The sequence below is a fragment of the Pseudonocardia sp. genome (genome assembly GCF_050250275.1).
Classification (GTDB): domain Bacteria; phylum Actinomycetota; class Actinomycetes; order Mycobacteriales; family Pseudonocardiaceae; genus Pseudonocardia.
Genome location: NZ_JBFWOY010000016.1, coordinates 73,338 through 87,892, shown reverse-complemented (window position 1 = coordinate 87,892; position 14,555 = coordinate 73,338). Strand labels below are relative to the sequence as shown.

The following is a 14,555-nucleotide window of genomic DNA, read 5'->3' as shown; positions in this document are numbered from 1 at the left end:
CAGCGATATCTAGCATATCAATGTCGGATGTCCGATCCCCCGTGCGCTGCCGCGGTCGCCCAGGTCGCCGCCTCGAGCGGCAGCTCTCCGAGCGCCGGCGCACGGTGGTCGTCGCGGTGGCGGAACTGCCGCGCCAGCGGGCTGGGCATCCGGACCGAACGGCCGTCGGGAGTCGGCTCCAGCACGTGCCGCTCCCGCAGGTCGGGATCCGCCACCGCCTCCGCGACGTCGGCCACGAGAGTGCAGGCGCAGTCGGTCTCCTCGAAGGCGCGCTGCCAGTGCGCGCCGTCGCGCCCGGCGATCGCCGCCCTGACGGCCGTCATCGTCGCCGCGGGGTCGACGCTGTCGTCGCGAAGCGGCCCGTGCAGGCCGACGACGTCGCAGAAGGCGTCCCAGAACCGCTGCTCCAGCGGTGTCGCCGCGACGAACCGGCCGTCGGCGGTCTCGTAGACCTGGTACCGCGGCGACCCGCCGGTGAGGCGACCGGCGCCGGGCGGTGGTGACTCGCCCCGAAGGCCCGACTCCAACGTCCAGTACTGCAGCGGCCACAGGTTGTCGGCCATCGACACGTCGAGTCGTGAACCGCGGCCCGTGACCGACCGCGCGGCCAGCGCCATCAGGATGTTGAGCAGCGCCGGGTAGCTGCCGCCGCTGACGTCGGCCAGCGTGACGTGGGGGAGCGCGGGCCGTCCCGACCCGTCCCGGACGACGCCGAGCAGGCCGGTGGCGGCGACGTAGTTCAGGTCGTGGCCCGTCCGTCCGCGTCGCGGACCGGTCTGGCCGAAGCCGGTCACCGAGCAGTACACCAGGCGCGGGTTGCGCGCGGCGACCTGCTCGTAGCCCAGGCCGAGCCGCTCCATCACCCCGGGTCGGAACTGCTCGACCAGGACGTCGGCGCCGTCGCACAGGTCGAGCACCCGCTCGCGATCGGCGGGGTCGCGCAGGTCGGCGACGACACCGGTCTTGCCGGCGTTGAGCATGGCGAACTCGGTGGCCGAGACCCGGCGCATCTCGTCGCCGGCCGGTTTCTCGATCTTGATCACGGTCGCGCCGGCCTCGGCCATGAGCAACGTGGCGAAGGGTCCGGGGAGCAGGGTGCTGAAGTCGAGCACCCGCACGCCGCGCAGCGGCGGTACCTGTCCCGGCAACTGGACCTCCCACGTCGACGGCCTTGCGGCCGACTGAAACCTAATATATCAATGACGGACCCGTCGAAGGGATCGTCATGACAGCGCGTCGCGACCCGGCCGCAGGGTCGGGTGGGCCCCACCTGCTGCCCCGCCGTCGGGCGTGCGGGTCGTGAGCACCCTCGGTGCCTTTCTCGACGAGGCCGCCGCCCGCGGGGGCTGCATCGTCGAGGCCGGGAGCGGTCGCCGCCTCGACTGCGCTGAGCTGGCCGCCCGCGCGACCCGCGTGGCCGCCGCACTGCACCGGCTCGGCCTGCGCCGTGGCGACCGGCTCGCCCTCCTGCTGCCCAACACGATCGACTGGTTCGTCCTGCACGCCGCGGCGGCTCGGCTCGGGGTCCTGACCGTGCCGCTGAACACCCGATACACCCGCACCGAGATCCGCGATCTGCTGCGGGTGAGCGAGGCCAGGGCGATCGCGGTGGACCCCGACTTCCACGGCCTCGGCCTCGGTGCGCTGGTGCACGAACTCGCCGAGGTCGACGGCGTGCCGCTCGACCTCGTGATCAGCACCGGGACCACCGGCCCCGGCATCGCCTGGCAGACCCTGCTCGACCACCCGGACACCGATGGTCTTCCGCCCGATGTGGACGGTGGCGCACCACTCGTCGTGTTCGGCACGTCCGGCACCACCTCGGCCCCCAAGCTGGCACTGCACCACCACGACGGGGTCACCACACACGCCGTCGCCGTGGCGGCCGGCTTCGGGCTGGGCGGCGACGACGTCGTCCTCGGCATGCTGCCGCCGTGCGGCGCCTACGGGTACACCGTCGCGCTCGCGGCGCTGACGGCCGGCGCGCGGCTGGTGCTGCTGCCCTCGTTCACCCCCGCGGAGCTCGCCGGGCGGGTCGCCGACCTGCACGTCACGTTTTTCGCCGCGACGGAGGCCATCCTGCGTCCCGCGCTGGCGGCACCGGATGCGCTCGAGCGCCTCTCGACGTGGCGCATCGGGGCGACCGCGGGCGGCAGCGTCGGCGACGTCGTCGCCCGCCTCGGTGAGGTCGGCACCACCCTCGTCAACGTCTACGGAGCCTCCGAGGTCCTCGCACTGTTCGCGATCCGGGACCCCGCCGGACCCGCCGATGCCCGCAGCGTCCCGGGAGGCAGCCCGGTGCACGACGCACTGCAGGTGCGGGTCGGCGACATCGGGACCGGAGCCGCCCTGCCCCCCGGATCGACGGGTGAGCTGCAGTTCCGCGGCTACAGCGTCTTCAGCGCGTACCTGGCCAACCCGGAGGCGACCGCGGCGGCCTTCACCGCCGACGGCTGGTTCCGCTCCGGGGACCACGGGCGCGTCGCACCGGACGGCCGCAGCTTCGACTACCTGTCCCGGCTCACCGACACGATGCGTCTCAGGGGATTCCTGGTCGACCCCGCGCAGATCGAGGAGGTGCTGCTCGCCCACCCTGCGGTGCGGCAGGCGCAGGTCGTCGGCGTGCCCAGCACCGAGACGGGCGAGGAGGACGCGGTGGCGTTCGTCGTCGGCGACGCCGTGACCGAGGCCGAGCTGCGCGTCTGGTCGCGCGAGCGGTTGGCCGCGCACAAGGTCCCCAGCCGGGTGGCCGTGGTCGAGGAGATCCCGACGACGCCCAGCGCCAACGGCGACAAGGCACTCAAGCGGGTTCTGCGCCATCGCGCCGCCCGCCTCCTCGAGGAGAGCACATGAGCGTGCACACCCGCCCGCCCGACGTCATCACCGTCGCCGGGCACGACCTGGTCGGCGAGCTGATCGGCCGGCGATCGTTCACCGAGATGATCCACCTGCTCACAACGGGGGGTACACCCGATCCGGGGCACGTCGCGATGATCGATGCGCTGCTGGTGACGTTCGCCGACCACGGTGTCACCCCGAGCTCGATGGTCGCCCGGCTCACCCTGCTCGGAGCCCCCGAGGCTTTCCAGGCCGCGGTGGCGGCCGGGCTCTGCGGTGCCGGGTCCGTCTTCCTCGGCACTCTCGAGAACGCCGTCACGATGCTCACCGACGCGGTGTCGACGTCGGCGTCGACGACGCCGGACGCGCGTGCCGACGAGGTCGTCGCCGCCGCCCGGGCAGCGCGCGCCCAGGTCGTCGGGCTCGGCCATCCCGAACACAAGCACGGCGACCCCCGGGTGCCCCGGCTGCTGGAGCTCGCCGACGAACACGGGGTCCGCGGGGCGCACACCGACCTGCTGCTGGCGCTGCCGGCCGCCCTGCAGCGGGCGGGCGGGCCGCTGTTGCCCGTCAACGCGGCCGGGCTCGGCGGTGCCCTGGTCGCCGACATGGGCCACGGCGCGTCGTTCGCGCGTGGGATCGCGGTGATAGCGCGGGCCGCGGGACTGGTCGGGCAACTCCTCGACGAGCAGCGCAACCCCGTCGCGCGGGCCATGTGGGACCGCGAGCGCACCGAGCCCACCCCGGCATGAGCCGTCCGCCGGGCCGACACCGTGAGATCGGAGAACTCAGTCATGACAGGTGAGCTGGAGGGCCGTACGGCGCTCGTCACGGGGGCGGCGCGGGGCATCGGCCGTGCCTGTGCGCAGGCCCTGCTCGACGGGGGCGCGCGGGTTGCGCTGCTCGACATGGACCCGGCCGTCAGCGAGGCCGCGAAGGCACTCGACCCCTCGGGCGCCGCCACGCTGGGCGTCACCGCAGACGTCGCCGACCTGGCTTCGGTGCTCGATGCGGTGGCCGCTGTGCAGGACCGGTTCGGCGACGTCTCGATCCTGGTCAACAACGCCGGGTTCCCGCGCGACGCGTTCCTGTCGAAGATGGACCCCGCCGACTGGCAGCGGGTGATCGACGTCGTGCTGACCGGGGCGTTCAACTGCAGCAAGGCCGTCATCGAGGCGATGATGGCGCAACGGTGGGGGCGCATCGTCAACATCTCGTCGCGGAGCCACCTCGGCAATCCCGGCCAGACCAACTACTCCGCGGCCAAGGCCGGCCTGATCGGGTTCACCCGCGCGCTCGCCCTCGAGTCGGGTGGGTTCTCGATCACGGTCAACGCCGTCGCGCCGGGCTTCGTCGAGACCGAGGGTATGACGTCGCTGGACAACTACGACGTCCTCAAACAGCGCTCGATCGACAAGTCCCCGCTGCGCCGGGTCGGGCAGCCGGAGGAGATCGCCGACACGGTGGCCTTCCTCGCCGGTCCCCGCGCTGCCTACATCACCGGCGAGACCGTGCACGTCACCGGGGGGAGGTACGCATGAGCGACGCCGCCGTCCACGACGTGGCCCCCCGCCTCGTGTACTTCGACGACCTCACCGAGGGCGAACGGCACCGGACCGCCACCCGGAGCGTGACCGAGGCCGACGTCGTCAACTTCGCCGGTCTGTCCGGTGACTACAACCGGCTGCACGTCGACATCGAGTTCGCCGCGGCCACCCCGTTCGGCGAGCGGGTCGCGCACGGGCTGCTCGTGCTGTCCATCGCGTCGGGCCTGTGCACCCGGCTGCCGGTCAGCGAGGCGATGCAGCAGAACATCCTCGGCCTGCTCGACCTGCAGTGTCGCTGGCCGGCGCCGACCCGGATCGGCGACACGGTGCACGTCGTCCTCACCGTCACCGACCTCACGCCGACCCGATCGCCCGGTCGGGGGGTGGTGACGATGCGACGTGACGTCGTCAACCAACGCGACGAGACCGTCATGGAGAGCACCTGGAAGCTGCTGGTCCGTCGGCGTCCCGCCGACGACCGGAACGGAGCCGGGCGATGAGCGCGACATCCCGTCGGGTCCTCGGCTTCGTCGGTGACGTGATGGTCGACCGCCCGGAGCCCGACTCGGCGTTCGACCTGGTCCGGGAGGCACTCGCCGGACCCGACCTGCTCTTCGGCAACGCCGAGTGCGTCTACACCGACGAGCCGAGGCTCGCGCCCAGCGCGGCGGTGGTCGCCATCGCCCCGGCGCGCAACGCTGCAGCGCTCGGCCCGGCCGGTTTCGACGTCATGTCACTGGCCAACAACCACATCGTCGACGCGGGGCACGAGGGGATCCTCGACACCGCGCACGCTCTGCAGAAGCAGGGCATCGCCACCGTCGGGGCGGGTCGCAACCTCGCCGACGCCACCCGGCCGGCCGTACTGACGACGGGGGACGTGCGCGTCTCGTACCTGGCGTACTCGTCGTTCTTCCCCACCGGCTACGAGGCGAGGGCGGACTGGCCGGGGCTCGCCCCGATGCGCAGCCGCAACTTCTACGTCGAGAAGTTCGCCAACCTGTGGGCGCCGGGCGCACCGGCGGTCTGCCACTGCGTGCCGGTGCAGGAGGACCTCGAGCACCTGGAGGCGGACCTGGCCGCCGCCCGGGAGAGCTCCGACGTCGTCGTGGCCAGCTTCCACTGGGGGGACTACCAGAAGCCCTTCCACCTCACCGACCACGAGACGACGATCGCGCACTTCGCGATCGACCACGGGGCCGACATCGTCGTCGGGCACCACCATCACATGCTGCGCGGGATCGAGTGGTACCGCGGGAGCCCGATCTTCTACGGCCTCGGACACTTCGTGTTCGACCTCGCGCTGCCCGAGAGCGGCCCCGCGGCACTGGTGGAGAAGCAGGTCGTCATCGACCCCGGCAACGACGACTACTACGGACTCGCCCACCGCGAGGGGTGGCCGTTGCACCCGTGGCATCCGGACGCGCGGATGACGGGCGTGGCGTGGGTGGGGCTCGACGGCGCCACGGTCGACAGCGCCGGGTTCCTGCCCTGCCGGCTCAACCCGGCGGGCCAGGTCGTGCCGCTCGACGCCAGGAGCCCCGAGGGTCGCGCGGTCGTCGACTACGTCGACACCGGCTGCACGACCCAGGGCCTCGGTACCCGGTTCGAGGTTGCCGAGGACGTGGCCTTCGGTGGGCTGACCACCGTCAGGGCCGTGCCAGCAGGCGGTTGACCTGCGCAAACAGGTTGAACCGGGTACTGAAATCTGATATATAGCATGCCGTACTGATCGTCGCTGACGCCGAACAGACAGGACACACCATGAGCAAGTACCTCAAAGCCTTCGCCGACTACATGGCTGCGTCCAAAGCGGCGGCGCTCGCCGAGCCGAACCCGCATCGGCAGGCGATCCTGCTCAACTACAACCGGCACGCCGCGCTGGAGTTCTCCGACATGTGGCAGCAGATCTTCACGCCCGAGATGACCGTGGCGCACCCGAAGTACAAGGTCCACCTCGGTTCACCGGAGCTGATCGACTTCGACGGCGAGGCGGCGGTGAAGGGCTTCTACGGCGCTCTCAACGAGAGTGTCGTCTGGCTCCAGGACGAGGAGCTCTTCGTCAACGACCACGGGCTGTCCTCGTTCTCGACGTTCGGACAGTTCGTCTCGGGCAAGGACGCCATCGCAGCCGGCTACGACGGGGTGGACGACCCGGACGCGACCTACGCGTTGATGTGCCCGCTGGCCATGTTCTGGCCCTACGACGAGAACGCCAAGCTCATCGGCGAGGAGGTCTACCAGCTCACGCCGCTCGAGCTCGTCAAGCCCGACCCCGAGGACGTGTTCACCTTCGAGGAGCGCGCGGCGGTGCTCAAGCCCTACATCTGACCGCCGGGCGCGCGGCGCCCACGACCGGACCGAGCGCGGTGTCGCCGGGGGACTCCCCGGCGGCACCGCGCTCGTCCGTGTTCCGACGCCGGACTCCGGACTCCGGACGCCGGCGCGGGGTCGCGGGTCCTGTCGCGGGTGGGCGGGCGGATGGCAATGCACCGGGTACGCGCCGCCTCTCGCCCGGGGCGCTCCGGGCGCTCGACGCGGGCGTCGGATGTGACGCCGCTGTGACGGTGCCACGTCGACGACGTATCGATCCGACGCGTCCAACCGGAAGCTCTTGTGTGCAATCTGCCCACAGGATATTTTCTATTCATTGCAGGAGCCAGCGGAGGGAGCCTCCCGTGGGACGTCGTCGACGGTGGTACCTGCAAGATTTGCTCCGTGACCGATCCTGAGGTTCCGACCCACCAGACGAAGTCGGAGTTGGCCCTGCGGGTTCTGCGTGAGCGGATCCGCAGTGGGCAGCTGGAGGTGGGGTATCGCCTGCAGGTCGACGAGCTGGCGCGCGAGCTCGGGATGAGTCCGACTCCCATCCGGGAGGCACTGCGGCTGTTGCAGGCGGACCGTCTCGTGCACTACGAGGCCCACCGCGGCGTCGTGGTGGCGCGGCACTCGCCGGAAAAATTGTCCGATGTGTATGCAATGCGAATGGCGCTCGAGCCGTTGGCGACCCGGCTGGCGATCGAGCGGATGACCGACGCCCAGAAGGAGGAGCTGCAGACGATCCACGAGAACTTCCTCGCGGCCGGTCGTGCCGGGCGCGGGAAGCGGATGGCCCAGCTCAACTCCGCGTGGCACCTGGCGATCTACCAGGCCGCCGGCTCGGACATGTTGCAGCAGTTCACCGGCCGGCTCTGGGACGTGTTCCCGTGGCGGACGAACTGGGCCGTCGAGCAGCGGACGGCCGACAGCATGCGCGAGCACGACGAGGTGATGGCGGCCGTGCGGGCGGGAGACGCCCGGGCGGGCGCCGCCGCGATGTTCGCGCACATCGACGCCGGAGCGGCCTCCGAGCAGCCCGAGCTGGGCGACACGGAACCAACGACGCAGTAGCCCCCATGACGCAGTGAGGACCCGATGACCCTGCAGTTCACCGAAGCCGACGTGCCCGGCCCCCGGCGCGATCTCATCGGGTACGGCGCGACGCCGCCCGCCGTGGAGTGGCCGGGCGGGGCGAAGATCGCCGTCAGCATCGTGGTGAACGCGGAGGAGGGCTCCGAGATCTCGTGGGCCGCCGGCGACGCGCGCAACGAGGGCCTCGGCGAGATTCCGTACGGGATGCCGGCGGAGTACCGCGACCTGTGCGTCGAGTCGATCTACGAGTACGGCGCGCGTGCCGGTGTCTGGCGGCTGCTGCGGTTGTTCGAGGAGTACCGGGTCCCGACGACGTTCTATGCCGCGGCGGTCGCGTTCGAGCAGAACCCCGAGCTCGCGAAGGCGGTCGTCGCCGGTGGGCACGAGGTGTGCAGCCACGGCTGGCGCTGGGAGGAGCCGTGGACGCTCTCGCGCGAGGAGGAGCGCGAGCACATGCTCGAGGCGATCGCGTCGTTCGAGCGCACGTGCGGGACGCGGCCCGTGGGGTGGTACTGCCGCTACGGGCCCAGCGTGCACACCCGTGAGCTCCTGGTCGAGGAGGGCGGCTTCCTCTACGACTCCGACGCCTACAACGACGACCTGCCGTACTACGCGAGCGTCGGCGACAAGCGTCAGCTCGTCGTCCCGTACACGATGGTCTACAACGACGTGAAGTTCGCGATGCCGCCCGGCATGGCCAGCCCGACCGACTTCTTCGACGTCTGCGCCCGCGGTTTCGACGAGCTGCTGCGCGAGGGCCGGGGCGGGCACCCGCGGATGATGTCGATCGGTCTGCACCCCCGGTGGGCGGGGCAGGCGGGCCGGACCTCGGCGTTGCGCGAGTTCATCGAACACGCCCAGCGGGAGTCGGACGTGTGGTTCGCGACCCGCGAGCAGATCGCTCGCTTCTGGTTGGAGAACCACCCCGACGAGGGCGCCGCGTGAGCGCACGCGGGTCCCGCCGTACAGACACTATTTATAGAATATTTTCTGTATCGAGGAGCTGCGCGGCATGACCGATCTACCCCTGCAGGGTCTCAAGGTGGTCGACGCGGCGTCGATCTTCGCGGGCCCCGTCGCAGCGACGCTGCTCGCGGACTTCGGCGCCGACGTGCTCAAGGTCGAGCATCCGCGCGGCGACAGCCTGCGGTCCATGGGCTGGAACGTCGAGGGCGAGTCGCTGTTCTGGGCGCTGGTGTCGCGCAACAAACGGTGCGTCACGCTGAAGCTGTCCGCGCCCGAGGGCGCCGAGATCCTCAAGAAGATCATCGCGGACGCCGACGTGTTCGTGGAGAACTTCCGCCCCGGCACGCTGGAGCGCTGGGGCCTGGGCCCCGACGTCCTGCACGAGATCAACCCGGGCCTGGTCATCCTGCGCACCACCGGGTTCGGCCAGACCGGCCCGTACGCCAACCGGCCCGGCTTCGGCACGCTCGCCGAGGCGATGTCGGGGTTCGCCCACATCAACGGCTGGCCGGACAAGCCGCCGGCGCTGCCGCCCTTCGCCCTCGGCGACTGCATCGCGGGGTTCACCGGCTGCTTCGCGATCATGTTCGCGCTGTGGTGGCGCGAACACGGTGGCAACGGCAAGGGGCAGGTCATCGACCTGTCGATCTACGAGCCGATGTTCTGGATGCTCGGACCGCAGACGATCCTCTACGACAAGACCGGCGAGGTCGTCGGTCGCTCGGGCAACCACACCCCCTACAGCGCCCCGCGCAACGCCTACCAGACCAAGGACGGGCGCTGGCTGGCGCTGTCGGCGACGGCGCAGTCGATCGCGGACCGCGTGGTGAAGCTGGTCGGGCGGCCCGATCTCGCCGAGCAACCGTGGTTCGCCGGCAATCCGGGACGAATCGCCCACACCGAGGAGCTCGACGAGGCGATCGGCGGTTGGATCGCCGAGCGCACCGCCGAGGAGGTGCTCGCCGAGTTCGAGACCGCGGAGGGGGCGATCGCTCCGGCGTACACGGCGGCGGACATCGTCAAGGACCCGCAGTATCTCGCGCGGGAGTCGATCGTGCGGGTCCCGCACGAGGGCCTCGGCGACGTCCTGATGCAGAACGTCGTGCCCGTCCTGTCCGACACCCCGGGCAAGGTCCGCCACGCCGGCGCCCCCAAGGGGTCGAGCAACCGCGAGGTCTACCGCGACCAGCTGGGCATGACCGACGAGCAGCTGGCGGCCCTCGAGGCCGACGGCGTCATCTGAGGGCGGGGACATGGGCTTCGAGGATGTCGGAGAGTTCTACGCCGGTCGCGGCATCGGCGCCAAGGCCGGGACCGGGTCACGGCCCGCGGTGCTCGTCGTCGACGTCTCGCGGGCGTTCACGTCGAGCGCCTACGGCGTCGGTGCCGACGACGTGCCCGCGGTCCCGCACATCGCCGGGCTGCTCGGCCACGCCCGCGAGGCCGGGGTGCCGATCGTGTTCACGACGATCGCCTACGCCCCGGGCGAGGACGGGGCGTCGTTCGCCGCGAAGGTCCCGGCCCTGCGCGAGCTGCGCACCGACGACCCCGCGGCCGTCGAGATCCACCCAGAGCTGGCCCGCCGGCCCGACGAGCTGGTGCTGGTCAAGAAGTTCCCGTCGGCTTTCTTCGGGACGCACCTCACGTCGTACCTGGTGCAACGCGGGGTCGACACCGTGGTGGTGACGGGATGCTCGACGTCCGGATGCATCCGGGCGAGCGTGATCGACGCGGTCTCCTACGGGTTCCGTGTCGTGGTCCCCGGGGAGTGCGTGTTCGACCGGGCCGAGGAGCCGCATCGCGCGAACCTCTTCGACATCGGTTCGAAGTACGCCGACGTGGTGCCGCAGGACGAGGTGGAGAAGTACCTGGCGTCCATCGCCGCCGGCGGCCGGTAGACCGGTCACCGGACCATGCGCTCTCTAGGAGGAGAGATGCTGTCCAGTACTACGAAGAAACGGGTGGCGACGGCCGCCGCGGCCGTCGTGATGTTCGGCCTGGTGGCCGCCTGTTCATCGGGCGGCGGTTCGGGGTCGGGTGCCGCGGCGGGCGGCGGTGGCGGCGCGAGCTGCGACCTCTCGCAGGTCGACGCCGCGCTCGACAAGTACTCGAAGGTCCCGACGTACACCGACCCCGGCCCGCCCGTCGACATGAGCGCGGCCGAGGGCAAGACCATCTTCAACATCCAGGAGTCCAGCGCCAACCCGTTCACCCAGGCGCTCACGACCTCGATGACCGAGGCCGCGGGCAAGGTCGGGATGAAGGTCGTCGACTACCCGAACCAGGGTGACCGCACCCAGTGGATCCAGGGCATGAACGCGGCCATCGCGCAGAAGCCCGCCGCGATCACCCTCACGGGCGGCACGATCAGCCCCACCTACTTCCAGCCGCAGGCCGCGGCCGCGAAGGCGGCGGGCATCCCGATCATCACCGTGCTCAACGAGGACCTGACGCAGCCGCAGGGCCCCGAGGTCGCGGCCCGCGTCGCGCAGCCCTACGACCTGGCCGCACGCCTGTCGGCGGACTTCATCATCTCCGACACCAACTGCGCGGCGAACGTGCTGGTCCTGACGTCGAAGGAGGTCATCGGCAGCCCGGCGTCGATCGACGCGACCAACGACGAGTTCAAGAAGTACTGCCCGAGCTGCAAGCTGACGTTCCAGAACGTGTCGGTGCCCGACTGGTCGACACAGATCACGAACATCACGCGGTCGGCCATCCAGTCCGACCCGAGCCTGAACTACGTGATGCCGCTCTACGACTCCATGTCGCAGTTCGTCGTGCCCGGCATCCAGCTCGCGGGCGCGACCGGCAAGGTGCACATCGCCACGTTCAACGGCACCCCGTTCGTCCTGAAGATGATGCAGGACGCCGACGTCGTGAAGATGGACGTCGGGGAGAACCCGTCGCAGGTCGGGTACGCCGTCGTCGACCAGATCGGGCGCATCCTCTCCGGCGCCGGCCCGATCGCCTCCGGTGACGAGGGCATCCAGCTGCGGGTGTTCACCAAGGCCAACGTGAACGAGGCCGGCACCCCGCCGGAGCTGGGCAAGGGCTACGGCGACTCCTTCGTCGCGAACTACATGAAGCTGTGGGGCAAGGCGTCCTGATGTCGGTCCCGGCACACGCCGGCGGAGCGCCCACGGGCGCTCCGCCGGTCGTCGAGGCGCGCGGCGTCTCCAAGTCCTTCGCCGGGGTGCGGGTCCTCGACTCCGTCGACCTCGACGTGCTCCCCGGCGAGATCCACGGCCTGCTCGGGGAGAACGGCTCGGGCAAGTCGACGTTCATCAAGGTCCTGGCCGGCTTCCACGAACCCGACCCGGGCAGCGGCTTGAGGATCAACGGGGAGGACGTCCCGCTGCCGCTGGCCCCGGGCGCCTTCCGCGACTACGGGATGAGCTTCGTCCACCAGGACCTCGGGCTGATCACGAGCCTGTCGGTGCTGGAGAACCTGCGGCTCGGGACGTTCAGCCGGGCCCGCAACTGGGCGATCGGCTGGCGGCGCCAGCGGGCCGACGCGCGGCGGCTGTTCGAGGAGTTCTCCGTCGACCTGGACCCGGCGGCCCGCGTCGCCGACCTGGACGGCACGCAGCGGGCCCTGCTCGCGATCGTGCGGGCCGTCCACGAGATGCGGACACTGCGCGGCGGCGCCCGCACCGGTCCGGGGATGTTGATCCTCGACGAGCCGACGGTCTTCCTGCCCGAGACGGGACGCCGCCAGCTGTTCTCGCTGATGCGCGAGATCGCGAGCGGCGGCTCCGCCGTGCTCTTCGTGTCCCACGACCTCGACGAGGTCCGCGAGATCACCGACCGCGCGACGATCTTCCGCGACGGCAGGCTGCGGGCGACCGTGCAGACGGCCTCGGTGTCCGACACCGAGCTGATCGAGCTGATCATCGGTCGCGAGCTGCCCGAGCACGGCGGCGAGCGTGCGGACGTCGTGGCCACCGCCGCGGACGCGGCCGTCGTCGTCGACGACCTGTCCGACGAGCGGGTCGAGTCGGTGTCGTTCGCGCTCGGCGACGGCGAGGTGCTCGGCATGACCGGGCTGCTCGGCTCGGGCTTCGAACGCATTCCGTACCTGCTGTTCGGCGCGTTCCCCGCGGCGACGGGGACGCTGCGCACCGGCGACGAGACGTTGTCGCTGCCGGCGATGGACCCGGTCAAGGCGATCGGGCACCGGATGGCGCTGATCCCCGCCGACCGCCAGCGCGACGGCAGCGTCGGCAGCATCAGCGTGCGGGACAACGCGATGCTGCAGATCCTCGACCGGTACACGACGTGGCGGGGTCTCGCACGCCCGCAGCTGGCCCGCGACTGCCAGGAGACCCTGGACCGGTTCGACGTGCGGCCGCCGGTTCCCGGCATCGCCTACCAGTCGTTGTCGGGTGGGAACCAGCAGAAGGTGCTGCTGGCCAAGTGGCTGGCCGCCGACCCGCGGGTGCTGCTGCTGCACGAACCGACACAGGGCGTCGACATCGGTGCCCGCGCCCAGATCTACGAGGTCGTCAACGACGCGGCGCGCTCGGGGTGCGCCGTGCTGTGCGCGAGCTCGGACTACGAGCAGCTGGCCGCCATCTGCGACCGCGTCCTGATCTTCGACCGGGGCCGCGTCGCCCGGGAGCTGCGGGGCGCCGACATCACGAAGGACCGCATCGCGCACGAGTGCTACACGCTCGCCGACCGCGCGGTCCCCGCGGGCCCGGGCGGGCCGACCGAAGGTGAAGGTGACGGGCGATGACCCGGACGAAGAACTCCGAGCCGACCACCGACGTCGTGGAGGCCGGGCACTCCCCGGGTGTGAAGGTGGCGCGCTCGCTCGCGCAGCGCTTCTCCATCGTGATCGCGCTGGTCGTCGTGATCGCGGTGTTCGGGTCGCTGCGGCCCGACACGTTCCTCACGACCTCGACGCTGCAGGGGATCCTCGGCTCGCAGGCGGTGCTCGTCGTCCTCACGTGCGCGCTGCTGATCCCGCTCACCGCCGGCGACTACGACCTGTCGGTCGCGGGCGTGCTCATGACGTCGCAGATGATGATCGGCGTCCTCAACGCCCAGCTCGGCATGAACATCTGGCTGGTCATCGTGCTGTGCCTGGTCGCGGGCGTGGTCATCGGCCTGCTCAACGGCTGGTTCGTGCTGCTGTTCGGCGTCGACCCGTTCATCGTCACGCTCGGCACCGGCACCATCCTGTCCGGCGTCGTGCTCTGGATGGGCGACTCGACGACGATCAGCGGCATCTCGACGGGCCTGACCGACTGGGTCATCGTCAACCGCTTCCTCGGTGTCCCGCTGGCGTTCTGGTACGGGCTGGTGATCACCGCCGGGCTCTGGTACTTCCTGGAGTACACCGCGGCCGGGCGGCGGCTGCTGTTCGTCGGCCGGGGCCGGGCGGTGTCGCGGCTGTCCGGTCTGCGGGTCACCCGGATCCGGTGGGCCGCGCTGGTCGCGTCGGCCACGCTCGCCGCGCTGGCGGGCATCCTGTACGCCGGCACGACGGGCGCGGCCGACCCGGTCTCGGGCGAGGCGTTCCTGCTGCCGACGTTCGCCGCGGCGTTCCTCGGCTCCACGGCGATCCTGCCGGGCAAGTTCAACTCGTGGGGCTCGTTCATCGCCGTGTACTTCCTGGTCGCCGGCACCACAGGCCTCACGATGCTCGGTGCCCAGTCCTACGTCTCGGACCTGTTCTACGGCGGCGCGCTCGTCGTCGCGGTCTGCGCCTCGCGCTACAGCAGGCGCAAGGAGGTCCGCGAGTCCGGATCGCTCTAGCGACCCCCACCACGGAGAAGAAGGACA

Annotated in this window: 14 protein-coding genes; 13 read left to right on the top strand and 1 reads right to left on the bottom strand. The window is 70.9% G+C overall.

Features of this window, described 5'->3' with window-relative positions:
- Window positions 1-17 precede the first annotated feature (17 nt).
- Window positions 18-1,148 (bottom strand): CaiB/BaiF CoA transferase family protein, encoded by a 1,131-nt coding sequence (locus AB7F12_RS16110; RefSeq protein ID WP_428500190.1) that lies wholly within the window; start codon window positions 1,146-1,148, stop codon window positions 18-20.
- A 151-nt stretch (window positions 1,149-1,299) separates the two neighbouring features.
- Between AB7F12_RS16110 and AB7F12_RS16105 the strand changes: the two genes are divergently transcribed.
- From AB7F12_RS16105 to AB7F12_RS16045, 13 genes are all read left to right on the top strand, one after another.
- On the top strand, window positions 1,300-2,853 hold the full coding sequence (locus tag AB7F12_RS16105) for an AMP-binding protein (RefSeq protein WP_428500188.1): 1,554 nt from the start codon (window positions 1,300-1,302) through the stop codon (window positions 2,851-2,853).
- Window positions 2,850-3,590, top strand: a complete 741-nt coding sequence (locus AB7F12_RS16100) for a citryl-CoA lyase (protein ID WP_428500187.1) — start codon at window positions 2,850-2,852, stop codon at window positions 3,588-3,590. Before AB7F12_RS16105 ends, AB7F12_RS16100 begins: the two co-directional genes overlap by 4 nt.
- Before the next feature lie 42 nt (window positions 3,591-3,632).
- The gene (gene fabG, locus AB7F12_RS16095) at window positions 3,633-4,379 is read left to right on the top strand and encodes a 3-oxoacyl-ACP reductase FabG (protein ID WP_428500186.1); all 747 of its coding nucleotides are present in this window, start codon (window positions 3,633-3,635) and stop codon (window positions 4,377-4,379) included.
- Window positions 4,376-4,885 (top strand): MaoC/PaaZ C-terminal domain-containing protein, encoded by a 510-nt coding sequence (locus AB7F12_RS16090; RefSeq protein ID WP_428500185.1) that lies wholly within the window; start codon window positions 4,376-4,378, stop codon window positions 4,883-4,885. Before fabG ends, AB7F12_RS16090 begins: the two co-directional genes overlap by 4 nt.
- Window positions 4,882-6,060: a CapA family protein gene (locus AB7F12_RS16085; RefSeq protein ID WP_428500184.1), complete on the top strand. Its 1,179-nt coding sequence runs from the start codon at window positions 4,882-4,884 to the stop codon at window positions 6,058-6,060. The genes AB7F12_RS16090 and AB7F12_RS16085 overlap by 4 nt, the downstream gene beginning before the upstream one ends.
- Window positions 6,061-6,149: 89 nt before the next feature.
- Window positions 6,150-6,716: a hypothetical protein gene (locus AB7F12_RS16080; protein ID WP_428516703.1), complete on the top strand. Its 567-nt coding sequence runs from the start codon at window positions 6,150-6,152 to the stop codon at window positions 6,714-6,716.
- A 387-nt stretch (window positions 6,717-7,103) separates the two neighbouring features.
- Entirely contained in the window at window positions 7,104-7,775 is a 672-nt protein-coding gene (locus AB7F12_RS16075; protein ID WP_428501160.1) for a GntR family transcriptional regulator, read from the top strand.
- 24 nt (window positions 7,776-7,799) lie between these two features.
- Complete coding sequence (locus AB7F12_RS16070; RefSeq protein WP_428501159.1) at window positions 7,800-8,741, top strand: polysaccharide deacetylase family protein; 942 nt, start codon at window positions 7,800-7,802, stop codon at window positions 8,739-8,741.
- Between the two features lie 67 nt (window positions 8,742-8,808).
- Window positions 8,809-10,005: a CaiB/BaiF CoA transferase family protein gene (locus tag AB7F12_RS16065; protein WP_428501158.1), complete on the top strand. Its 1,197-nt coding sequence runs from the start codon at window positions 8,809-8,811 to the stop codon at window positions 10,003-10,005.
- A gap of 10 nt (window positions 10,006-10,015) precedes the next feature.
- Window positions 10,016-10,660, top strand: coding sequence for an isochorismatase family protein (locus tag AB7F12_RS16060; protein WP_428501157.1), 645 nt, complete (start codon window positions 10,016-10,018; stop codon window positions 10,658-10,660).
- 36 nt (window positions 10,661-10,696) lie between these two features.
- Window positions 10,697-11,872, top strand: coding sequence for a sugar ABC transporter substrate-binding protein (locus AB7F12_RS16055; RefSeq protein WP_428501156.1), 1,176 nt, complete (start codon window positions 10,697-10,699; stop codon window positions 11,870-11,872).
- Window positions 11,872-13,503 carry a sugar ABC transporter ATP-binding protein gene (locus AB7F12_RS16050; RefSeq protein ID WP_428501155.1) on the top strand — a complete coding sequence of 544 codons (1,632 nt, stop codon included), beginning with the start codon at window positions 11,872-11,874 and terminating at the stop codon, window positions 13,501-13,503. Before AB7F12_RS16055 ends, AB7F12_RS16050 begins: the two co-directional genes overlap by 1 nt.
- Window positions 13,500-14,528 carry an ABC transporter permease gene (locus tag AB7F12_RS16045; protein ID WP_428501154.1) on the top strand — a complete coding sequence of 343 codons (1,029 nt, stop codon included), beginning with the start codon at window positions 13,500-13,502 and terminating at the stop codon, window positions 14,526-14,528. Before AB7F12_RS16050 ends, AB7F12_RS16045 begins: the two co-directional genes overlap by 4 nt.
- Window positions 14,529-14,555: the final 27 nt, after the last annotated feature.

Coding starts and splice junctions, on each gene's coding strand:
- AB7F12_RS16100 (WP_428500187.1), top strand. CDS start 2,850: ATGAGCGTGCACACCCGCCCGCCCGACGTCATCACCGTCGCCGGGCAC.
- fabG (WP_428500186.1), top strand. CDS start 3,633: ATGACAGGTGAGCTGGAGGGCCGTACGGCGCTCGTCACGGGGGCGGCG.
- AB7F12_RS16090 (WP_428500185.1), top strand. CDS start 4,376: ATGAGCGACGCCGCCGTCCACGACGTGGCCCCCCGCCTCGTGTACTTC.
- AB7F12_RS16085 (WP_428500184.1), top strand. CDS start 4,882: ATGAGCGCGACATCCCGTCGGGTCCTCGGCTTCGTCGGTGACGTGATG.
- AB7F12_RS16080 (WP_428516703.1), top strand. CDS start 6,150: ATGAGCAAGTACCTCAAAGCCTTCGCCGACTACATGGCTGCGTCCAAA.
- AB7F12_RS16070 (WP_428501159.1), top strand. CDS start 7,800: ATGACCCTGCAGTTCACCGAAGCCGACGTGCCCGGCCCCCGGCGCGAT.
- AB7F12_RS16065 (WP_428501158.1), top strand. CDS start 8,809: ATGACCGATCTACCCCTGCAGGGTCTCAAGGTGGTCGACGCGGCGTCG.
- AB7F12_RS16060 (WP_428501157.1), top strand. CDS start 10,016: ATGGGCTTCGAGGATGTCGGAGAGTTCTACGCCGGTCGCGGCATCGGC.
- AB7F12_RS16055 (WP_428501156.1), top strand. CDS start 10,697: ATGCTGTCCAGTACTACGAAGAAACGGGTGGCGACGGCCGCCGCGGCC.
- AB7F12_RS16050 (WP_428501155.1), top strand. CDS start 11,872: ATGTCGGTCCCGGCACACGCCGGCGGAGCGCCCACGGGCGCTCCGCCG.
- AB7F12_RS16045 (WP_428501154.1), top strand. CDS start 13,500: ATGACCCGGACGAAGAACTCCGAGCCGACCACCGACGTCGTGGAGGCC.